The sequence below is a fragment of the Pseudarthrobacter ribosi genome, assembly GCF_055412865.1.
This window is the reverse complement of record NZ_JBVAYZ010000038.1, coordinates 1-20,843: the sequence shown is the minus strand read 5'-3', so window position 1 is coordinate 20,843 and position 20,843 is coordinate 1. Positions and strand designations below refer to the sequence as shown.

Here is a 20,843-nt window from a genome sequence, read left to right as displayed (position 1 = left end):
TCGCCTCTTCCGCCGGTGCCAGGGCCACAGCCAGCGCCGAGATCGTTGGGTGCTGGTAAATGTCCTTGATCGACACCGACGGCAGGTCCGGCTGCTTGCGCACGCGGGCGCAGAACTGCGCCATCAGCAGCGAGTCCGCGCCTAGTTCGTAGAAGAAGTTGGCGTCCACGGGGACGTCGTCCTTCTTAACCACCGATGCGAGCAGCTCCGCCAGCCGGCGCTCCAAGGCAACGGCCGTACGCGGGGCCGGCGTGGCTGGAGATCCGTTCCCGGCCGGAGCCGCGGTTGCATCAGGAATGGGGAGATCGATGGGAGATATGGGGCGCGGAACGCCCTGCAGGTTATCGAGACGCATTTTCACTGCCGGAAATTCCCTGAGGCGGCGGTTGCGGCGTAACCGGCCACCGCTTCACGTGCCGGGTGCTGTGGCTCCGACACCGGGTCGGACCGTCGGCCCGGAGCCCCTGCCAAATCGTCGGCGGTTGCCAGCGCTTCGGCGCCGAAATGATCATGCACCCAGTCAGGGCTGTAGACAGTGTCCAGGTAGGGTCGGCCCATGTCCGGGGAAATGGCCACCGCCGTCAGGTCCTGGGCGTCGTGTTCGGTGAGCCAAGACGCGGCGCCGTGGACCACGGTCCCGGTGGAGCCACCGAGCGTGAAGCCGGCAGCGGCGAGGCAGTGGCAGGCGCGCACCGTGTCCAGTTCTTCGACCATCACCACGTCATCGATCAAGGCCTCGTCGAGCTGCGGCGGCCGCACGCTCATGCCGAGTCCCGGGATCAGGCGGGCGGCGGGCTGGCCGCCGAACGAGACCGATCCTGCGGCATCGACCGCGACAATCCGGACATCCGGCCGGTGCTCACGGAAGTACCGCGCGCAACCCATCAAGGTCCCCGTTGTCCCTGCTCCCACGAACAGCACGTCCAGGTCGGGGAACTGATTGGAGATCTCGGGGGCAGTCCAGCGGTAGTGCGCTCCCCAATTGCCGGGATTGGTGTACTGGTTGAGCCAGATGTACCGCTCGTCGGACGCACACAGGTCCCGCACGTGGTTGAGCCGGGCTCCGAGGAAGCCGTCGACGGGATCCGGTTCGGTGACCAGGTCCACCTGTGCCCCGAGCGACTCCATAAGTTGCCGGGTTGGCGGGTTACAGCGCGGATCGATCACACACACGAAGCGGTACCCCTTGCTGGCAGCGATCATGCTGAGCGCGACGCCGAGGTTGCCCGATGAGGACTCCACGAGGATGGAGCCAGGGCCGATCAACCCCTCCCGCTCGGCGCGCTCGACCATCTCCCGCGCGGGCTTAAGTTTGATTGAGCCGGCGAAATTGAACCCCTCAATCTTCAGAAAGAGGCGGCAGCCCAGCACCCCCTCCAGGTCGACGAACAGGCTCTGCTCGTTAAACAGGTGCGGATCCCTGATAATCGGCATGATCTCCCTCGTTCCCTGCCATGAGCGTGGTCAGGAATGGGGAGGCTCCTGCCAGCTTGTGTGTGACGGGTGGCGGACAATCTTCGTCCGGACCCTTCTACTTTTCAAGAAATGCCGCACAAGCGGAATACTGCGGCCGCCGCTATTTCCCCCAGCAGCAATACCTGGCTTCCCCACCGCGGATACTCCGAAATGCAGTTAAGGCTTCAAACCTCTGTTTCGACAGTAGCCAGGTTTCGTGGCCAACGGCTCCGTAGGCCGTACTCGAATACTTGGTCGATATCTGGCCGGCTCTACTTGGCTGTACTTACACGGAGACACGTCCGAATCAAGTAGTCCGGGATCCGACTTGAGTACTCCAGGATCCGACCCCCGCAGCGGCGTGGGGCCCAACGCCTAGCGGCGTGGGGCGCAACCTGCTGTGCAGGAGCCGGAGGTCAGTCCCGCGGGGCCAGTGCATAGGCGGCGGTGGCGTAGGCCAGCGCGGCGGACATTTCCTTGAGCAGGTCCGCGTTGATGTTGCTGATGGTGTCGCAGGCCCTGTGGTGGCAGGGATCGAGATCCCGGCCGGCCACGCCGCCAAAGGACTGCACCTGGGCTTCGGTCTTGTTCTTCACATCTCCGCTGAACAGCCCGCCGCCGGGAACGCCGGCCTGCAGGAACGGTTCGTAATCGGACCCGCCTTCAAAGGGCGTGCTCTCCGCCGGCAGCGAGTTCTCCTCGAAGAACCGGAAGAAGACGTCCTCGATCTGCTGGGAACCGGCCGGCCCGGATTGCCTGAAGTCCGACCCGTCGCCGTCGTGAATTGACCGGACCCCGTTCGGGGAGGCCAGCATGTCCACGTTCAGGTTCGCCGCGGTCTGCTGTTTCCCGGTGCGGCCCAGCTCATCGATTTAGTGCTGGGAACCGTAGAAGCCGTCCTCCTCGGCGCCCCAGAACGCGAACCGGACCCGGTTGACAGGGGTGATCCCGCTTTCCTTCAGCCAGGCGGCGATCTCCAGCTTGGCCGCGACCCCGCTGGCATTGTCGTTGATACCCGGCCCCTCACGCACGGAGTCCAGGTGGCCGCCCACCACCACGGTGTTCTCGGCGCCGCCCTCCGTGTCGGCGAGAATGTTGAAGGTCTCCACCTGTTTGCGGTTCCTGCCGTCGCTCCGGAAAGTGAAGGCCTGCCGGACCGGGGTGTACCCGGCCGCGCGCAACTGATCCTCCACGTACCGCGCCGAGTCCTCATAACCGGAGGTCCCCGAGGCGCGGTTGCCATCATTGTCATCAGCGATGCGCTGCAGCGCCTCCAGGTGTTCCACCATGCCCAGGCCTTTGAACTCCTCCAGCACTGCCCGCGGATCCACCCCACCCGCCGGATCCAGCCGCGAGGCAGTGCATCCCGAGATCACAAGGCTGATTGCGAGCAAGATAGCAGCAGCCGCAGCCGTTCCGAGCCTTTTCATCATGTGAGTATCCTCCAGGCTACGAAGATAGCCCCCGGAGCGTCCCAGAGTAAGCCCTTTTGCCCGGGTTGCAGCGGCTCCCTTCCAGGTTGAGGTGGCCTCCGGCCCGTCCTCCAGCCCGCGGCAGCCCAGCCCGGGAATATTCGGACGTGGCGGACGTTATACCGTCCGATAGATGCAAATGCATGTATATCGGTTATAGTTGAAGCAGCTCCCGGAAGTCTCCGGCCACGGAAAGGCACATCATGCAGATCGGCGTATTCAGCGTCAGCGATATCACCACCGACCCCACCACGGGCCGCACGCCCACGGAGCACGAACGTATCAAGGCGTCCGTGGCGATCGCCAAAAAGGTCGAGGAAATCGGAATGGATGTCTACGCCATTGGCGAGCACCACAATCGGCCGTTCTTCTCTTCCTCTCCCACCACCACCCTGGCCTACATCGCCGCCCAGACAGAGCGCATCATCCTGTCCACGGCCACGACCCTCATCACCACCAATGACCCGGTGAAGATCGCCGAGGACTTCGCCATGCTCCAGCACCTGGCCGACGGGCGCGTGGACCTGGTCCTGGGCCGCGGCAACACCGCCCCCGTCTACCCCTGGTTCGGCAAGAACATCCAGGACGGCGTCGAACTCGCGATTGAGAACTACAGCCTGCTGCGCCGCCTCTGGGACGAGGACACCGTCAACTGGTCCGGCAAGCACCGCACGCCGCTGCAGAACTTCACCTCCACCCCGCGCCCGCTCGACGGCGTCGCGCCCTTCGTGTGGCACGGTTCGATCCGCACGCCGCAGATCGCAGAAGTCGCTGCCTACTATGGCGACGGCTTCTTCGCGAACAACATCTTCTGGCCCAAGGAGCACTACCAGCAGCTGATCGGCCTCTACCGTGAACGCTATGAGCACTACGGCCACGGCCAGGCCGACCAGGCGATCGTGGGCCTCGGCGGACAGTTCTATATGCGGAAGAACTCGCAGGACGCCGTCAAGGAGTTCCGCCCCTACTTCGACAACGCCCCGGTCTACGGCCACGGCCCGTCGCTCGAGGACTTCACTTCACAGACGCCACTGACCGTCGGCAGCCCGCAGGAAGTCATCGAAAAAACGCTGACCTTCCGGGAATACTTCGGCGACTACCAGCGCCAGCTCTTCCTCATCGATCACGCCGGCCTGCCGCTGAAGACCGTGCTGGAACAGCTGGACCTGTTCGGCGAAGAGGTCCTGCCGGTCCTGCGCAAGGAATACGCCGACAAGACCCCCGCCCATGTCCCAGAACCGCCCACCCACGCCGGCCGCGTCGCCGCATCCCTGGCCGCCGCCGGTCAGCCCTCCAGCCACGCCGCCAGCCACGCCGACACCCAGAGCGTGTGATGTCCACGAAAATCTCCGAGTCGCCGGTCCGCCTGGCCGCGGAAACCTGGGAATCCCTGTTCCGCGCCCAGGTGGCGGTGATGCGTCGGCTGCAGGCCGGCCCCGCCTTCAAGGGCCTCGCCATCAACGAGTATGACGTGCTGTTTACGCTCTCGCGCTGTCCGTCGGGCTGGCTGCGCCAGAACGAGCTCAACGACCATGTGCTGCTGAGCCAGTCCAGCCTGAGCCGGCTGGTGGAGCGCCTCGAAAAGCGCGGCCTGGTGGAGCGCATGCCGGCTCCGGACGACGGCCGCGGCGTCCTGGTCAAGCTCACCGAAGCGGGCTGGGAACTCCAGAAGCAAATCGGCCGGGAGCACGTCCGCGACATCGCCGCGCTGGTGGTTCCGGCGCTGACGGCGGCCGAGCAGCAGGAGCTGCTGCGTCTGACAGAGAAGCTGCGGGCCTCGGTGGCGGCGCACTGACCATCCGCGGGACCTCCGGCGGCGGTCCGTCAATGCCCGGTTTCGATGGTCAATCCTGACCCTGTGCAGATCCCCGGGCCGTGGACGGTACAGCCATAGGACCGAGTTCGTCCTTCCCGGGCAGATTCGCGCCCTGCCGGGAACAGGTCACCGCTGCCGCGCGGTTGGCATAGGCAGCCAGCACCTGCAGTTCCGCCAGTGTCAGGCCTTCCAGCCGTCGTCTGCCGCTCCCGCCAAGGGCACCCAATTGGGCAAGCCCGGAGATGAGGGCTGCCATGTAGGAGTCACCGGCACCCACTGTGTCGGCAACGACGATGGGCTCTGCCGCCATTTCCACCCTCCCTTGACGGGAGACGATGACCGGTCCCGAGACTCCCCGCGTCAAGGCCACGATCGCCGGGCCGAGTTCCAGCCAGGCTGCCAGGGTTTCATCCGGGGTCCGGTCCGGGTAGAGCCAGCGCAGGTCTTCATCGCTGGCTTTGACGACGTCGCTGGCTGCAATGAAGAGTTCCGCCTGTCGGCGCGCTGCGGCCGCATCGGCGCTGACGGCGGGCCGGCAGTTGGGATCATAACTGATCGTCGCGTGCTCACCGGCTGCCCTGACGAGGTCAAGCGTGGCTTGGTCCCCGGGTGGCAGCACAGTGGCGATGGATCCAGTGTGGACGTGGGTGGAATCCCTGATGGCCGCCAGGGCCCGCAGGGATGCGTTGTTGATTTCCCACGTGATGGCGAACGTGTAGTCGGCGGCCCCGTCCGGCCCCAGCGTGGCGAGGGCCGTTGACGTCGGTGAGGTTCCGCCGTTGATCACGTGAACTCCGTTCGACCGGAGGTGCTCTCCGATCAGAAGCCCATGCCGGTCAGCGGCGAAGTGGGTCACCAGGCTCGTTTGCAAGCCCAGTCGCGCTGCCCCCACCGCCACGTTGAGGGGACTTCCGCCCGGGTGGACCTGGATCTCCTCCGGCTGCCGGGGATCGCTGATGATGTCGACGAGGGACTCGCCTATGACGACCACCGTGTCTTCTTGTAGCATTGCTGCTTCCTTTCGGGTCTTCTGGTCAGCGGCCCGGGTAGACGACGGCTTTCAGCTGTCCGGGCTGCTTCCCGGCTTTGAGTGCATCCTCGGAGTCGGCCAGGGCGAACCTGCCGGTGACCAGGATGTCCAAGTCCACCTTGCCGTCCGCGATGAGCTGGATGGCCAGCGGCCAGGTGTTGGTGTAGCGGAAGACACCGGAAAGCCAGATTTCCCGGTTCTGGATGTAGGAGACGGGGAGTTCGACGTCGTCGGCCCCGAGCCCCACCAGGATGACCTTTCCTGCCGGTCCGACGGCTTTGATCCCGGCGCGGACGGCCTGCGGGGCGCCGGATGCGTCAATGAAGGCGTCGACGTCGAGCCCTTCAACACTGTCCGTCCTGGCGTTGAGGGCGTGGGTGGCGCCATGTTCCAGGGCGAAGGCCAGACGGTCGTCGGCGATATCCGTGATGTAGATTTCGGTGGCGCCGAAAGCGCGGGCGGCCTGGGCGGCGATGATGCCGATCGGGCCTGCCCCGGCAATAAGGACGCGGCTGCCCGGCTCGATCCCGGCCCGTTTGCAGGCCCAGAGACCTACGGAGAGCGGTTCGATCAGGGCGGCCGCCTCGTCGCTGACGCCATCCGGGATGTCGTAGGCGAAGTCGCTCTGGATTCTCACGTATTCGGCGAAGGCGCCGTCGATCGGCGGCGTGGCGTAGAACTCGATGTCCGGGCACAGGTTGTACCGGCCGGCCTTGCACTGCTTACACGTGCGGCAGGGCCGCTGGGGCTCGACGGCGACCCGCTGGCCGATGCGGGCGGAGTCCACGGCGCTTCCGACGGCGGCGATCCGTCCGGAGAGTTCGTGACCCAGGATCAGCGGGTGGTCCACGACGTAGTCGCCGATCCTTCCGTGCTCGTAGTAGTGGACATCGCTGCCGCAGATGCCGACGGCGGCGACCTGCACCAGGACCTGGTCCGCGTCCAGTTGCGGGACGGACAGGGTTTCCATGGCCATCTCGCCCTGGCGCTTGAGGACGGCGGCGCGCATCGTGGCTGGTACTTCCGGATACCCGGAGGTGCGGGACTGCGCGGTGAATGTTGTCATCGAAGTACTCCTTTTTCGTGTACGGATCGAAGAGACTGGGCTGGCTATGGGACGGCGCTATTTGGCGGCGCTACTTGACGGCGCCGAGGGAGAGGCCCTGGACGAGTTTGTCCTGGGCGGCGAAGCCGGCGAACAGCACCGGCAGCGAGACCACAACGGCGCCGGCGCAGACTTTGGCGAGGAACAGGCCCTGGCCTGAGACGAAGCCGGTGAGGAAGACCGGGGCGGTGCCGGCCACGACCCCGGTGAGGACCCGGGCCAGGAGCAGTTCGTTCCAGCTGAAGATGAAGCAGATCAGGGCGGTGGCGGCGATGCCGGGCATCGCCACGGGGGCCACCACCTTGCGGAGCGTCAGCAGCAGGCCCGCGCCGTCGATCTGGGCGGCCTCCAGCATTTCGACCGGCACTTCCTCGAGGAAGGAGCGCATCATCCACACGGCGATGGGCAGGTTCATCGAGGTGTACATCAGGACCAGGAACCAGATGTTGTCCAGCGCGCCGATGTTTTTGGCGACGAGGTAGAGCGGCAAAACCGCGGCGACGACTGGCATCATCTTGGTGGAGAGGAAGAAGAACATGACGTCGGACCACTTCTTCACCGGCCGGATGGACAGGGCGTACGCGGCCGGGATCGCCAGCAGCAGCACCAGGACGGTGGAGAAGATCGAGGCGGTGGCGGAGTTGATCAGCGACGGCCACGGGCTGACTCCGGATGTTGTCCCGAAGAACTCCATGTAGGCGTCCAGCGTCAGGGGGGCGGTGACGGAGGGCGGGTTCGTCGCGGCGTCGGTTTCCGAGTGGAAGGAGGTTAGGATCATCCACAGGACCGGTACCGCGAACAGCAGGGCCAGCAGCCAGGCCGCGATCCCGGCGGCCGTGTTGTTCCGGGTGGGGTCCATGCGGGACTTGCCGCGCCGCCGGGAACCGGTGGTGCGGGCGGCCGGGCCGGGGACGGATGCCCGGGGCTCAGTGGGGGTGAGCGTGCTCATCGTGCTGCCTCCTTCTTGAAGAGCGAGAAAACGGTGCGGAGTGCGAAGGTCGCCACGATGATGGTGCCGATGACCACCACGACGCCGGCGGCGGACGCCAAGCCGTATTCGTTGGCGTAGTAGAACGTTTCGTAGATGGCGTAGGGCAGGTTGGCCGTGCCCAGGCCGCCGGAGGTGAGAGTGAAGACGGCGTCGAAATTCTGCACGATGTAGATGGCCCCCAGCAGTCCGCCGAGTTCCAGGTACTGGCGCAGGTGCGGCAGGGTGAGGTGGCGGAAAATTGCCCAGGGAGTGGCGCCGTCCATCTGGGCCGCTTCGACCGTGTCCATGGGGCGGGACTGCAGACCGGCGAGCAGGATGAGCATCATGAATGGTGTCCACTGCCAGACCAGGGAGATGATGATGGCCAGCAGGGGCGCCGTGGTCAGCAGGTCAGTCTGTGGCGGGGTGTCGCTGCCGAACAGTGCCCAGAGCCAGGTGAGGGTGCCGTTGATCAGGCCGTAGACGGGGTTGAGGATGGCGTGCTTCCAGATGAGCGCCGCGGCCACCGGCACCACGAGGAAGGGTGCGATCAGCAGGGTTCGGGCCAGTCCGCGGCCGATGAACTTCTTGTCCAGGAGCAGGGCCAGTCCGAGGCCGAGGACCAGGCTGGCCAGGACCACGGAGACGGTCATGATGATCGTGGTGATGATGGCATGCTGAAAGTAGGGGTCGGTGAGGACCTGGACGTAGTTCTCGAACCCGGCAAACCCGGTGGTGTCCGGGCTCATGCTGTTCCAGTTCATGAACGAGATGACCAGGGTCACCACGAACGGTAGCTGGGTGACGATGATGAGGAAGATCAGGGCCGGAAGCAGCGGTGCACGCCGTACCCAGGCCACAGCCCGTTCCCGCGTTCTGGCGTCTCTGTTGTCCCTGGAGGGCTTGGCTGCGGTGCTCCCGTGCCGGGAGACGCGCGCCGTTGCGTTAGTCATGATGTTCTCCTGCGGTTAGGTTGTTACTTCTTGTACTTGTCGCCGACTTTTTGGGCGGCTTCCTGCCCGTTGGCCACCGCGTCGGCGACAGTACCCTGGCCGGCGATGGCGGAGCTGACCCCCTGGGACACCCTGGTGCCCAGGGCCGCGAACTCGGGAATACCGACAAACTGGATGCCCACCGCCGGACGCGGCTGGACACCGGGGTTGGTCGGATCAACGTTCTCAATGGCGAAACGTTCGGCCTCGAAGAACGGCGCGGCCTGCTGGAACTCGGTGTTCTCGTAGGTGGAGATGCGCTTGCCGGACGGGACCTTGGACCAGCCGAGCCTGGACGCCACCAGTTCCTCGTACTCCTTCGAACTCGCCCAGGCGATGAACTTCCCGGCGGCATCCTGCTTCTTGGAGGCCGCCTGCACGGCCCAGGACCAGGTCCACAGCCAGCCGGAGGACTTGGTCTCCTTCACCGGTGCCTGGGCGTAGCCGATCTTGCCCTTTACCGGGGAAGCCTCGGCTTCCAGGGCGCCGGCCGCCGACGTGGCGTCGTACCACATGGCGACCTTGCCCTGGCTCATATTGTTCAGGCACTCGGTGAACCCGGCCTGCGCGGCCCCCGCCGGACCGTGGTCCCGGACCAGGTTGGTGTAGAAGTCAACCGCCTCGGTGAACTCCGGGGCGTTGACCTGCGCGTTCCAGTCCTTGTCGAACCATGTCCCGCCGAAGGTGTTTACCACCGTGGTCAGCGGCGCAAAAACCTGGCCCCAGCCGGGCTGGCCGCGCAGGCAGATCCCCTTCATGCCCGGGGCGGCGCCGTCGGCCTGGGCGGCGAGGGCTGCGACCTCGTCCCAGGTGGGCTTCTCCGGCATCGTCAGGCCCTTGGCGTCGAAGATGTCTTTCCGGTACATCAGGAAGGAGGATTCCCCGTAAAACGGTTCACCGTAGAGCTTGCCGTCCTTGCCCGTCAGCGACGCCGTGTAGGCCGGCAGGATGTCCGCCTGGTTGAACTCGGGATCCTGGGCCACATGGTCCAGCGGCGCCAGCCACCCGTTGGCGGAATAGAACGGGATCTCGTAGTTGGACAGTGACGCAATGTCGTACTGGCCGGCCTGGCTGGAGAATTCCTGGCTGATCTTGGCGCGGACGTCGTTTTCCGGCAGGACGGTGTAGTTGACCCGGATGCCGGTCTCCTTCGTGAAGTTATCCGCGGTGAGCCGCTGCAGGTCCTCCATCTGGGGGTTGTTCACCATCAGCACATTGATGGCGTTCGGGTCACCGGCGGAGTTGCCGCCGCCGGCACCTGCACAGGCCGAGGCGCTGAGCGCCACGCACAGGGCACCTGCGGCCAGTGCGGCGACGCGTGTTTTTGCGCGCATTCAAGGACTCCTTTGTTCTTCGGGGGATGCGATGCGACCGGCACTCCGACTGCTGTGTCGGGGTGCGGCGCCGGGAGCGGGACCGGGGCTGGAAGCCGGGGTGCATCGCTGGTGTTCCTCAACATTAGGCCTGTGGGATAGGACACAACTAGCGCCGTGGTTGCCAGTTTCTGATACTAATTTTCCTGGCCTGTCCGCAGCCGGGCGCTACCCTAGGAGGAGGCAGTTGAAGTGCTGTCCCTATTTCATAACCCCACTTCAGGGAGGGCCACGATGAGCGCGGACCCCAGCGACGGCGCAGGCACCATTGACAGCGCAGCGGCCCGGCTTGCGGAACGACTACTGGGCATGCGCGCCAACCGGGAGGTCATCCCGGAGGACCCCAGCCACTCAGTCCGGTGGCACGAGCACGACTATCCCAGCCCGGTGGCACGCTGGAACTACCATCCGGAATACGAACTGCACCTGATCCGGAAAGGCACCGGAAAATTCATCGTGGGAGACCACATCGGCACGTTCGAGGCCGGGCACGTGGCCCTGGTGGGACCGGGGCTGCCGCACGACTGGGTCAGCGACCTCGACCCCGGAGAAGTCCTCCATGGCAGGGACGCCCTCATCCAGTTCGACGGAAAATGGGTTGAACAGGCCGCTGCGGTCATTCCGGAAATGGCCGAAGTCAAACCCCTGCTGGAACAGTGCTCACGCGGGATCGAGTTCCTGGGACCGTCAGCCGAGTCTGCAGCCGCATCCATCAATGCCATGGGCGCATCAACTGGCTTGGAGCGGCTGCACCACCTTTTTGAGCTCCTCACGGTGCTGGCCCGCGCACCCCAGGAGGAGCGGCGCTACCTGGCCGATGAATGGTTCAGACCCCAACTGGACTCCCAGGCCGCGGCCGTGGTGGACATCGTCCTCGAGTACGTCTTCAGTAACCACGCCGGCAGCGTCAAAATGTCCGAGGCTGCGGCCCTGGTCGGTATGTCAGAACCGACGTTTTCGAAATACTTCAAACGCGCCACCGGCCAGAACTTCAGTGATCTGGTCCGCAAACTCCGGCTCGCCCATGCACGGCGCCTGCTGGAACACAGCGACAAAGCCATCTCCGACATCTGCTTCGAAGTCGGCTTCTCGAACCTCTCCAACTTCAACCGGCACTTCCTCAACGACGCAGGCGAAACACCACGCAACTACCGCCAGCGCGTCCAGCTCTGACCTGGCTCCGGGAGCATCGCTACTGCAGGGTGACCAGCTTCTCCGGATCCTCTTCCGGCAGGTCGCCGTCGACGATGGCGGTGACGGTGAACTGCGTCAGCGACAGGCTGCCGCCCACGGTCGACAGGAACGCGGTATCAGAGGAATCCCGGCCCGCGGTGATTCGCAGCATGCTCTCGCGCGGTGCAAGGCCCGTGGGGTCGATGACGTACCAGGCGCCGTTAATGTGGGCCTCGGCCACCGCGTGGAAGTCCATGGGGCTTAGTCCGGGGGCGTACACCGCAGCCAGCCGTGCCGGAACATTCTTGGCGCGCAGCAGCGAGACCGCCAGGTGGGCGAAGTCGCGGCAGACCCCGCGGCGGTGCAGCAGGGTCTCGACGGCACCGTCGGTCCCCCGGGAGGATCCGCTGATATAGCGCAGCTCGCTGAACACCCAGTTGCGCACCGCGAGCACCAGCTCGGCACCCTGCAGGCCGCCGAATTCCGCGTAGGCGGTCGGCAGCAGCCGGTCGGACTCGGCATAGCGGCTCGGCCGGACGTAACGGATGAGTTCCATCAACCGGGGTTCCTCGGGCAGCGCGAAGCCGGTGACGGTGGCCGTGTACTGCACGAGCACCTCGGTGGGGTCGGCGAATTCCATGTAGTGGAAGCGCCCGCCATGGTGGTCCGAGAGTTCGGTGAGCGGGACGTCCTCACCGCCGGAGGTCACGGACAGGGACTCCACGAACCCGCTGTAGCCGGAATTGCGTGCCACGGACACCGCGAGGGCAACCTTCGTGTCGGCCACGGTCTTGAAGGCCATGCGGGCGGCTACAGAGCGTTCCATGTATCTCCGGGGGGGGTGAGGTTAACGGCGGGTGACGTGACCGCTCCCGGCCCGGGTGGGTGCGGGCGGTGCGGGACTAGTTCTTGATCTCCAGAGACATTAGCATCCGCTGGACGTTGGCGAATTCCGTGCCTTCGTTGACGTATTCGGCCGCCTGGTCGAGGGTGTCAAATGCCCTGGCGGGTGCGACCTTCTCGTCCGGGGCAAACGCCTTCAGCTCCGTCAGGTCAGCGAAGGAGTAGTCACCCTTGCCCTCGGGACCGCGGACCAGGTTCTGCAGCAAGCACGACTTTCCCTCCGTGCCGCCGACGACGTTGGTGATGCCGTAGGAGCCGAAGTACTTGTAGCCCTGGACCACCCGATACACCACCCGCGGGTCGATGGTGCCTTCGCCGCCGCGGTGCGGCAGATCCAGCGGGACACTGCTGACAACGACGTAGGGTTTCGCGGCGTCGCCCGCACACTCCGGGGCGGGCCGGGGCAGGAGTCCGGTCTGCAGGGTGGCGAGGTAGCCGCCCTTAGCGTCCTTGACCTCGACCTTGAGGGCGCCGGGCAGGGTTCCCTGCTCCGGGGGCACCGACTGGGCGATCCACTCCTGAGGGAGCTCGAAACTGACGGTCTTCGCCGGGTCGGTGAAAACCTTCCAGGCCGACGCCGTCGAGCCCGGTTCCGCCGGGCCGGAGGCGGTGGACGCCGGGGACGAGCCCGGCGTCGCGCTGCCCGCGGACGGATCGGTCGGTGCCGCTGTCCCGCTGGCGCTCGGCGTGACGCCGGCCGTCCAAGCGGGGGCGCCCTTGCCCTCGCTGCTGCAGCCCGAGAGGGTGGCGAGCGCGAGGGCAGCGGCGATGCTCACCCCGCGGGCCGACGTCCGCCGGAAGGTATCCGTCCCAGTCATGGTGTCAGCGTAACGGGACTTCGGTCCGCCAGGAGTTCCCGGATCATCGTTTCGCAGAAGCCCTGCTCCCGGCACCGCTTCCGCTGCCTCCGTAACGGCGATAAGCCGCCCCTGTCATCCGGGTGCCGCGGCCCCGCGGGCAGGTGCCGTCGTTGTGCCGGAAATCGTCGGTGCAGTCCAGGGCCGGGCGGGGGCCGGGACCCGCCGCGGGAAGCGCGGTTCGCCACAGGGAAAGCGGGTTACGCTGGGGACATGGCGGATCAGGATTTAGGCTCGACGGATTTCGGAGCCCAGGACGGCGAGGCGGACATCTCCGCCGTCGACATCGCGGACTGGCGGCTCAGGACCTTTGCGTTGTATGCCAACGTGCGGAAGATCGCGGCCGAGGATCCGGCCGAGGCGCATTCCTACTGGCGCCAGGAGCGGGACCGGATGTTCGGCACGCACCCCGCGTCGCCGCTCACGGCGGCCGCCAAGTCCAGCTTCGGCGGGCTGAAAACGGCCGACTACGATCCCATCTATCGCTTCCACATCCCGCTGACGAGCGAGGGCGCCGGGCGGGAAATGAACGTCGAGACCGGCACCGACGGCGTGGTCCGGTTTGTCCGGCTGGGCACTTTCGACCTGCCGGAACTGGGCCAGCTCGCCGTGTGGAAGCTCCATGGCTACGGCGGCGGCATCTTCGTGCCGTTCCGTGATGCCACCGCCGGGCAGCCCGGCGGCAGCTACGGCGCGGGCCGCTACCTGCTGGACACGATCAAGGGCGCCTTCCACGGCGTGCAGGGGTCCGGCCCGGAGGCCGAGTTCGTTATTGACTTCAACTTCGCCTACAACCCGTCCTGCGCCTACAACGAAGCGTGGGCATGCCCGCTCCCCGGCCCCTCCAACCGCCTGGCCGTGGAGATCCCTGTGGGCGAGCTGTACTGAGCGGATGGATGCCCAGCTCGAGCAGCACTCCGCTGCCCCCGCTCCCGCCCCTGCCTCCGCTCCCGCCTCCGCTCCTGCCTCTGGCCGGCCGCTTTCCCGCCGCCACCGCGGCGTCCTCCGCTACCCGCTGGTCCGGCAACTGCTGCGGTTCACCGCCGTCGGCATTGTCTGCACGGCCACATCGCTGGCGCTCTATGCCTTCCTGCGTCCGCACCTCGGCTCGCAGCCGGCCAACGCGACGGCCCTCATCCTCACGTCACTGATGAACACGGCCCTGAACCGGCGGCTGACCTTCAAGATCACCGAACGCCACCGGATGAAGCGCGACCACCTCAACGGCCTGATCGTGATCCTGGTGGCGCTGCTGATCACCGGCGGGAGCCTCGGCGTCCTGCACTGGATCAACCCCGCTGCCGCGGTCTCCGACGAGCTGTGGACCACCACACTCTCCGGCTTCGCGGCCACGGCCGTGCGCTTCACCCTGCTGCGGCACTGGATCTTCCGCCGCGCCCGGCACCGCTAGGCTTTCCGCACCCCGCCCGTCCGAAAACCCCGCTTGCGCTGTCAGATAACGTGCCCCGGAGGGCACTGAAACAGCATTAAGTGACAGGGCAACCGGGGGCGGGGGGCGGGGGCACGGGGACCGGGGACCGGGGGCCGGGGGGACCAGGGTCAGGGGGTGCCGAGGGCCTGGACGCTGCCGACGGCGGCGCGGACCGCGGCCGCTGCCTCCTGCAGCTCCGCCGCCGTGATGGTGGAGTCAAAGCTGAAGCGGACCGCGGTCTGGGCAACCTCGGCGCTGATGCCCATCGCCCGCAGCACCGGGGACGGCTCGTCCGAACCCGCCGCGCAGGCCGAGCCGCTGGAGCAGATGACCCCCAGCCGTTCGAGCTCCAGCAGCACGGGTTCGCCACTGGTCCCCGGGAAGCAGAACGAGGCGACCGAGGGGAGCCGTTCGCTCGGATGGCCGGTGAGGAGCGCGCCCGGTACCTGGGCCTGCACCGAGCGGATGAAGTCATCGCGCAGGTCGGCTACGTGTGCCGCGCGGTCCCCCTGTGAGTCCCGGGCGAGGGTGAGCGCCGTCGCGAGGGCCACGGCCCCGGCCACGTTCTCGGTCCCCGACCGGCGCCCGCGTTCCTGCCCGCCGCCGTGGATCACCGGTTCCAGCCGGGTCCGGCTGCGCACGAACAGGGCCCCGCTGCCTTTGGGCGCCCCCAGTTTGTGTCCGGAGATGCTCAGGGCATCCACACCCAGCGTGGCGGTGTCGAGCGGGAGCCAGCCGGCGGCCTGGACCGCGTCGGTGTGGAACGGGATTCGCTGCCCGCGGGCCAGCGCGGCGAGCCGGGCGATCGGCTGCACCGTTCCCACCTCATTGTTGGCGTACATGATGCTGACCAGTGCGGTCTCCGGCCGGAGCGCGGCGGCAAGGGCCTCTCCGGTGACGCGGCCGCAGGCATCCACCGGCACCACGTCGACGGCGAAGCCGTGCACGCGCTCGAGGTAGCGGGCCGACTCCTCCACGGCGGGATGTTCGACGGCGCTGATCACCACCCGGTCCAGCCGCGGGTCCGCCGCCCGGCGGGCCAGGGCGATGCCCTTGACGGCCAGGTTGTCCGCCTCCGTGCCCCCGGAGGTGAACACCACCTCGCCCGCGCGGCAGCCCAGTGCCCGGGCGGTCGCTGCCCTGGCCCCGGCGAGCGCCGTGGCGGCCGCGTCGCCGAGCGAATGGTGGCTCGAGGGGTTCCCGAACTCCCCGGAGAGGAACGGCCACATCGCTTCGAGCACCTCGCGGCGGACTGGGGTGGTGGCCGCGGCGTCGAGGAAGATCATGGCGTCGCCTGGCCGGCCTTCTGGTCGCTATTCCGTCCGCTGTCCACCTCAGTGTCGAGGCCCAACTCAAGGTCGAGCCCCAGATCCAAGGCAGCGACGCTGTGGGTGAGGCCACCGATCGAAATAACGTCCACCCCGGTAGCGGCGATGCCGGCCACGGTGGACAGGTTGACGTTGCCGCTGGCCTCGACGCGGGCACGGCCGCCCACCAGCGCCACCCCGGCGGCCAGCTCCGCCAGGCTGAAGTTGTCCAGCATGATGGTGTCCACGCCGGCAGCCAGCACCGGTCCGATCTGGTCCATGCTGTCCACCTCCACCTCGAAGTGGGTGGTGTGCCCGAGACGCGCTTTGGCGTCCCGCAGCACCGCGGTAAGTTTCGACGGGTCTCCCCCGGTCAGCACGGCCAGGTGGTTGTCCTTGGCCAGCACGGCGTCGGAGAGGCCGAAGCGGTGGTTGGCGCCGCCGCCGCAGCGAACTGCATAGCGTTCCAGCACGCGCAGCCCCGGCGTCGTCTTCCGGGTGTCGGTGATGCGCGCCCCGGTGCCGTGCACAAGCGCGACGAACTCCGCCGTCTTGGTGGCGATGGCGCTCATCCGCTGGACCAGGTTCAGGGCCACGCGTTCGGCGAGCAGCACGGCGCGGGCGTTCCCGCTGACCCTCGCGAGCGCCGTTCCGGCAACAAAGGCGGCACCGTCAGCCACGAGAAGTTCGACGTCGGCGTTGGGGTCCGTGAGCTTCATCGCGGCAGCGAACACCTCCCCCCCGCTGAGGACGCCGGGGACTCGGGCGGCCAGGACCGCCGTCGCGCGCGCATCCGCCGGGATGAGCGTCTGCGAGGTGATGTCACCGTACGGTGCGTCCTCCAGCAGGGCGGCCCGCAGCACGGCGTCCACGGCGGCTCCGGGCAGGGTTCCGGCGAGCGGAGAGCTCGTCGACGGAACGGCTGGACGTGCGGACTCCCGGGCGGGGGCCCGGGCAGTGGTCCGAGCGGCAACAGGTGCTGTCATGACGAAATCCTTTGTTTCGGACGAGATGCGGCGGCATGCCGGTAACCGCGCGGGCCGGTCAGCGGGGTTGAGCGGGCGGGGGAGGCAAGCACGGCGGGGGCCGTCGCGTCGGCCCGGTAGTGGGCGCCAACGGAGCCGGTCCGCTGGCGGGCCGCCGCCACCAGCAGCTGCGCGGCGAGGAGCAGGTTCCGGTCCTCATGGCTGGCCTGGCCCAGGGCGGCACGGTCTTCAGCGGCCATGGCCGCCGACCATTCCGCCAGGCGCGCCGCGGCCGCGTCAAGGCCCGCTCCCGTCCGGATCACCCCGGCGGCGCCGGTCATCAGGCGCCGCAACGCCTCCCGGCTGAACGGAACCGGTGCCTCCCCCGTGGTGTGGACCGGCCAGAGCGCTTCGGTCCCTGCCACGGCCACGGCGGCGGATTCAGGGGGTGGTGCGCCCAGGAATGCCTCCACCGCCCGGCGGCCGAAGACCAGCCCTTCCAGGAGTGAGTTGCTCGCCAGCCGGTTGGCGCCCTGCGCGCCGGTGCCCGCGACTTCACCGGCCGCGTAAAGTCCCGGCACGGAAGTGCGCCCCCAGAGGTCGGTGGACACACCCCCCATCCAGTAGTGGGCCGCCGGGGATACCGGGAGCGTCTGCGTGGTCCAGTCGTAGCCGGCGGCGCGGGTGGCCGCGGTGATGGTGGGGAACCGCCGGGACAGGAATCCGGGCCCGCGGGCCGCCTCGATCCCCCGGGCATCCAGGAAGACGGGGCTGTCCGCCGGTGCGCCGGTCGCGGCGAGGTGCAGGGCAATGCTGCGGGAGACGACGTCGCGCGGGGCCAGCTCGGCGTCCGGGTGGTAGTCCGGCATGAAGCGGTAACCGGCGGTATCGAGCAGGACGGCGCCTTCGCCGCGGACCGCCTCGGAAATGAGCAGCGCCGGCGGACCCCCGGGGATCTCGTCCGCAGCGAGCGTGGTGGGGTGGAACTGGAAGAATTCCAGGTCCCGGACGGCCGCCCCCGCCCGCCAGGCCAGGGCCAGGCCATCGGCCGTGGCGACGGAGGGGTTGCTTGTCCGGGCGAAGAGCCGTCCGGCACCGCCGGTCGCCAGGAGCACCGCGTCGGCGTCCAGCTCCCGGGGCTGCCCGTTGGACAAGTAGGCGACGCCGGTGACCCGGGAGGCGCCCGCCGTCGGGCCCTGTACCGGGGGTTCGGTGAGCAGCTCCGTGACGAAGGCGCCAGTCTCGACCCGCAGCTGGCCCTGCGCTGTTCGATCCAGGACAGCGCGGTTCAGGACGGCGGCAACGAGGGCGCGGGCGATGCAGGCACCCGTCGCGTCTCCACCGGCGTGCAGGATGCGGGCGGCGGAGTGGGCCGCCTCGAGTCCGAGCGCCGGGCCTCCGCCGGGTCCGGCGTCAAAGTGCACGCCGAACCGCTGCAGACCCTCAATGTCCCGGACTGCCTCGGTGCACAGGACACGGACCGCCTCCGGGTCGTTGAGCCCGGCGCCGGCGGCGAGGGTGTCGGCGATGTGGGCCGCCACGGAGTCGCCCGGCGCCGCATCGCCCGGCACGAGCACGGCCGAGACGCCGCCCTGGGCGTAGAAGGTGTTGCTCTGCTCGAGGGTTCCCTTGCTCAGCAGCACCACCTCGCGGGCCGGCCCGCCGTCCAGCACCGCGTCGGATGCCAGCAGGGCGGCGTACAGTCCCGCAATGCCGCTGCCGACCACCACCAGGCGCCTGGTCACGGCCGGGCCGCCAGCATCCGCTCGAGGGCTACCTTTGCCGGGGCGGCGACGGCGTCGTCGACCGTGATGCGGTTGAGGACCTCACCGCGGGCGAGTGCCTCCAGGACCCAGGCCAGGTAGCCGGGGTGGATGCGGTACATGGTGGAGCAGGGGCAGATCACCGGGTCCAGGCAGAAGATAGTGTGCTGCGGGTATTCGGCGGCGAGCCGGTTGACCATGTTGATCTCGGTGCCGATCGCGAACGTCGTCGGTTCGGTCGCGGCGGCGATGGCCTTCTTGATGAAATCGGTTGACCCGGCGGAATCCGCGGCGTCAACCACCTCCATGGGGCATTCGGGGTGGACAATCACCTGCACGCCCGGGAACTCGGCGCGGGCCTTTTCGATCTGGCCGACGTTGAAGCGCTTGTGGACCGAGCAGAAGCCGTGCCAGAGGATCACCCGGGAATCGAGCAGGGTCTGTTCGTCGTTGCCGCCGAGGTCCTTGCGCGGGTTCCACATGGGCATCTGCTCCAGCGGCACCCCCATGGCCTTGGCGGTGTTGCGGCCCAGGTGCTGGTCCGGGAAGAACAGCACACGCTGGCCGCGCTCGAACGCCCATTCCAGCACGATGGCGGCATTGGAGGAGGTGCAGACGATCCCGCCGCGTTCGCCGCAGAAGCCCTTCAGGGCCGCGGAGGAATTCATGTAGGTGACCGGGATGACCGGAACCCGGCCGTCGGCGTCGGGCTCGGTGCCGAAGACTTCCTCGAGCTGTTCCCAGCACTCAGTCACGGAGTCGATGTCCGCCATGTCGGCCATCGAGCAGCCCGCGGCCAGGTTGGGCAGGATCACGGCCTGGTCCGGCCGGGACAGGATGTCCGCGGTTTCAGCCATGAAGTGCACGCCGCAGAAGATGATGGCCTCGGCGTCGGGCCGCGTCAGCGCGGCGTTGGCCAGCTGGAACGAGTCGCCCACGAAGTCGGCGTATTCCACCACCTCGTCGCGCTGGTAGAAGTGGCCCAGGACCACGGCGCGGTCCCCGAGGGTTGCCTTGGCGGCCCGGATCCGGGCGTCGAGTTCGGCGTCGCTGGCGAGCTTGTACTCCTCCGGGAGCTGGCCCTGCCGGGGGGTGGAGGCCGGGGCGACGTCCGCGGCGGAGGCGCCGGGGCCGTAGGCGGGCACACCGGCGAGGGCCTCGGAGCGGTCGTAGTCCCAGGGCCCGCGGGCCAGCGCCGGGCTGCAGGTGGAGGCTGTTGCCCTGCCCTTGGCCGTGTTGCGGGCGGCCTGTTCGCGCGTGATCAGCTGGATCGCTGTGTTGACGCTGCTCATGGTGTGCTCCTGTTGTCTGGGTCAAGGCCTGGGCGGCCTGTGAAGCGGTAGAGGCGTGGCGGGCGGTGCTTGCCGCCCTGCAGGTAGTGGTCGGTCTCTTCGATCTCGGGCGTGGCTTTGACCTGTCGGCGGAAGTTGGCCGGGTCCAGTTCACGGTCCAGGACCGCCTCGTAGACCTCGCGGACCTGGGCCAGGGTGAAGTACTCGCCGAGCAGGTGGTAGGCGATGGAGCCGTAGGCCATCTTGTTGCGCAGCCGCCAGAGCGCGTAGTCGATGATCGCGTTGTGGTCGAAGGCCAGTTCGCCGAGCCGGTCCGCGCGGAACCACCGGACGTTTTCGGATTCGTCGGCGAGCGCGGCCTCGGTGGGCTGCACCAGCGCCCAGTAAACAATCGAGACGACACGCTGGGTGGGCGAGCGGTGCAGGCCGCCGAAAGCGTAGAGCTGTTCGAGGTAGCTGGGCGCCAGGCCGGTGGTCTCCTGCAGGTTCCGCGAGGCGGCGTCCTGCAGGGACTCGGAGTGGGTCAGCGGCCCCCCGGGCAGGGCCCACAGCCCTTTGAAGGGTTCGCGGATCCGGCGCACCAGCGGGATCCAGAGGGTGGGGCGTCCGGAACGCTCACTGGGACGGAGGGCGAAGATCACCGTGGAAATGGCCAACGACGGCGGAGCGAGCTGGCGCTCGGCGATGTTGGCAGCTGCTGTGTACATGGTGATTCACCCCGCTTTCCGGGCACCGGGCCGGTCCCTTGGGACTGCCCGGACGGTCCGGCCCGACCGCCGGAGTAGTTATAGTCAAATTGACTAGAACTAATAATACGACGTCGGCAGCCGGGCGCAAAATGTTTCAGCTCACACCCTTCGTCCGGGCATCGGCCCGGGGCGCCCGCCGGGGGTGCGCCGGGGCGGCGCGCCCGCCGCGGGCCGGCCAGGGGCGGGCGG

General features: G+C 67.8%; 19 protein-coding genes and 1 pseudogene. 5 read left to right on the top strand and 15 right to left on the bottom strand.

Going from position 1 to position 20,843, the window contains the following annotated elements:
* The 3 genes and pseudogenes from ACZYZ5_RS21065 to ACZYZ5_RS21055 form a co-directional block, all read right to left on the bottom strand.
* Nucleotides 1–355: phosphopantetheine-binding protein (locus ACZYZ5_RS21065; RefSeq protein WP_463904316.1), on the bottom strand; the 355-nt coding region annotated here is incomplete at its 3' end.
* Between the two features lie 2 nt (nt 356–357).
* The gene (gene sbnA / locus ACZYZ5_RS21060; protein WP_463904314.1) at nt 358–1,434 is read right to left on the bottom strand and encodes a 2,3-diaminopropionate biosynthesis protein SbnA; all 1,077 of its coding nucleotides are present in this window, start codon (nt 1,432–1,434) and stop codon (nt 358–360) included.
* 437 nt (nt 1,435–1,871) lie between these two features.
* Nucleotides 1,872–2,744: pseudogene (locus ACZYZ5_RS21055) on the bottom strand (M20/M25/M40 family metallo-hydrolase).
* Nucleotides 2,745–3,130: 386 nt separating this feature from the next.
* Between ACZYZ5_RS21055 and ACZYZ5_RS21050 the strand changes: the two are divergent.
* Nucleotides 3,131–4,261 (top strand): LLM class flavin-dependent oxidoreductase, encoded by a 1,131-nt coding sequence (locus tag ACZYZ5_RS21050; protein ID WP_463904313.1) that lies wholly within the window; start codon nt 3,131–3,133, stop codon nt 4,259–4,261.
* Entirely contained in the window at nt 4,261–4,722 is a 462-nt protein-coding gene (locus tag ACZYZ5_RS21045; RefSeq protein ID WP_463904315.1) for a MarR family winged helix-turn-helix transcriptional regulator, read from the top strand. The genes ACZYZ5_RS21050 and ACZYZ5_RS21045 overlap by 1 nt, the downstream gene beginning before the upstream one ends.
* Nucleotides 4,723–4,771: 49 nt before the next feature.
* Here ACZYZ5_RS21045 and ACZYZ5_RS21040 read toward each other — a convergent pair whose 3' ends face one another.
* The 5 genes from ACZYZ5_RS21040 to ACZYZ5_RS21020 form a co-directional block, all read right to left on the bottom strand.
* Entirely contained in the window at nt 4,772–5,752 is a 981-nt protein-coding gene (locus tag ACZYZ5_RS21040; protein WP_463904312.1) for a carbohydrate kinase family protein, read from the bottom strand.
* A 25-nt stretch (nt 5,753–5,777) separates the two neighbouring features.
* Nucleotides 5,778–6,839: an NAD(P)-dependent alcohol dehydrogenase gene (locus tag ACZYZ5_RS21035; RefSeq protein ID WP_463904311.1), complete on the bottom strand. Its 1,062-nt coding sequence runs from the start codon at nt 6,837–6,839 to the stop codon at nt 5,778–5,780.
* Nucleotides 6,840–6,909: 70 nt separating this feature from the next.
* A complete protein-coding gene (locus tag ACZYZ5_RS21030) occupies nt 6,910–7,827 on the bottom strand; it encodes a carbohydrate ABC transporter permease (RefSeq protein WP_463904310.1) in 918 nt (305 codons plus the stop codon).
* A complete protein-coding gene (locus ACZYZ5_RS21025) occupies nt 7,824–8,801 on the bottom strand; it encodes a carbohydrate ABC transporter permease (protein ID WP_463904309.1) in 978 nt (325 codons plus the stop codon). Before ACZYZ5_RS21025 ends, ACZYZ5_RS21030 begins: the two co-directional genes overlap by 4 nt.
* A 23-nt stretch (nt 8,802–8,824) precedes the next feature.
* Nucleotides 8,825–10,174 (bottom strand): ABC transporter substrate-binding protein, encoded by a 1,350-nt coding sequence (locus ACZYZ5_RS21020; RefSeq protein ID WP_463904308.1) that lies wholly within the window; start codon nt 10,172–10,174, stop codon nt 8,825–8,827.
* Nucleotides 10,175–10,447: 273 nt separating this feature from the next.
* Here ACZYZ5_RS21020 and ACZYZ5_RS21015 point away from each other — a divergent pair, with 273 nt between their 5' ends.
* Nucleotides 10,448–11,386, top strand: coding sequence for an AraC family transcriptional regulator (locus tag ACZYZ5_RS21015; protein ID WP_463904307.1), 939 nt, complete (start codon nt 10,448–10,450; stop codon nt 11,384–11,386).
* Nucleotides 11,387–11,405: 19 nt separating this feature from the next.
* On the opposite strand, the gene ACZYZ5_RS21010 is transcribed toward ACZYZ5_RS21015, so the two are convergent.
* Together ACZYZ5_RS21010 and ACZYZ5_RS21005 are read right to left on the bottom strand one after the other, a co-directional pair.
* The gene (locus tag ACZYZ5_RS21010) at nt 11,406–12,212 is read right to left on the bottom strand and encodes a transglutaminase-like domain-containing protein (protein ID WP_463904306.1); all 807 of its coding nucleotides are present in this window, start codon (nt 12,210–12,212) and stop codon (nt 11,406–11,408) included.
* Between the two features lie 76 nt (nt 12,213–12,288).
* Complete coding sequence (locus ACZYZ5_RS21005; protein ID WP_463904305.1) at nt 12,289–13,107, bottom strand: hypothetical protein; 819 nt, start codon at nt 13,105–13,107, stop codon at nt 12,289–12,291.
* A gap of 252 nt (nt 13,108–13,359) precedes the next feature.
* Between ACZYZ5_RS21005 and ACZYZ5_RS21000 the strand changes: the two genes are divergently transcribed.
* Nucleotides 13,360–14,034 carry a DUF1684 domain-containing protein gene (locus tag ACZYZ5_RS21000; protein WP_463904304.1) on the top strand — a complete coding sequence of 225 codons (675 nt, stop codon included), beginning with the start codon at nt 13,360–13,362 and terminating at the stop codon, nt 14,032–14,034.
* A gap of 4 nt (nt 14,035–14,038) precedes the next feature.
* Nucleotides 14,039–14,557 carry a GtrA family protein gene (locus ACZYZ5_RS20995; RefSeq protein WP_463904303.1) on the top strand — a complete coding sequence of 173 codons (519 nt, stop codon included), beginning with the start codon at nt 14,039–14,041 and terminating at the stop codon, nt 14,555–14,557.
* Nucleotides 14,558–14,706: 149 nt separating this feature from the next.
* Here ACZYZ5_RS20995 and ACZYZ5_RS20990 read toward each other — a convergent pair whose 3' ends face one another.
* Genes ACZYZ5_RS20990 through ACZYZ5_RS20970 form a run of 5 tightly spaced genes read right to left on the bottom strand, consistent with a single transcriptional unit; the run spans nt 14,707 to nt 20,612 of the window.
* On the bottom strand, nt 14,707–15,864 hold the full coding sequence (locus tag ACZYZ5_RS20990) for a cysteine desulfurase family protein (protein WP_463904302.1): 1,158 nt from the start codon (nt 15,862–15,864) through the stop codon (nt 14,707–14,709).
* Nucleotides 15,861–16,871 (bottom strand): carboxylating nicotinate-nucleotide diphosphorylase, encoded by a 1,011-nt coding sequence (nadC, locus tag ACZYZ5_RS20985; RefSeq protein ID WP_463904300.1) that lies wholly within the window; start codon nt 16,869–16,871, stop codon nt 15,861–15,863. Before nadC ends, ACZYZ5_RS20990 begins: the two co-directional genes overlap by 4 nt.
* Nucleotides 16,868–18,595, bottom strand: a complete 1,728-nt coding sequence (gene nadB / locus ACZYZ5_RS20980) for an L-aspartate oxidase (protein WP_463904299.1) — start codon at nt 18,593–18,595, stop codon at nt 16,868–16,870. Before nadB ends, nadC begins: the two co-directional genes overlap by 4 nt.
* Nucleotides 18,592–19,905 (bottom strand): quinolinate synthase NadA, encoded by a 1,314-nt coding sequence (gene nadA, locus ACZYZ5_RS20975; RefSeq protein ID WP_463904298.1) that lies wholly within the window; start codon nt 19,903–19,905, stop codon nt 18,592–18,594. Before nadA ends, nadB begins: the two co-directional genes overlap by 4 nt.
* On the bottom strand, nt 19,902–20,612 hold the full coding sequence (locus ACZYZ5_RS20970; protein ID WP_463904296.1) for an NUDIX hydrolase: 711 nt from the start codon (nt 20,610–20,612) through the stop codon (nt 19,902–19,904). Before ACZYZ5_RS20970 ends, nadA begins: the two co-directional genes overlap by 4 nt.
* Nucleotides 20,613–20,843 lie beyond the last annotated feature (231 nt).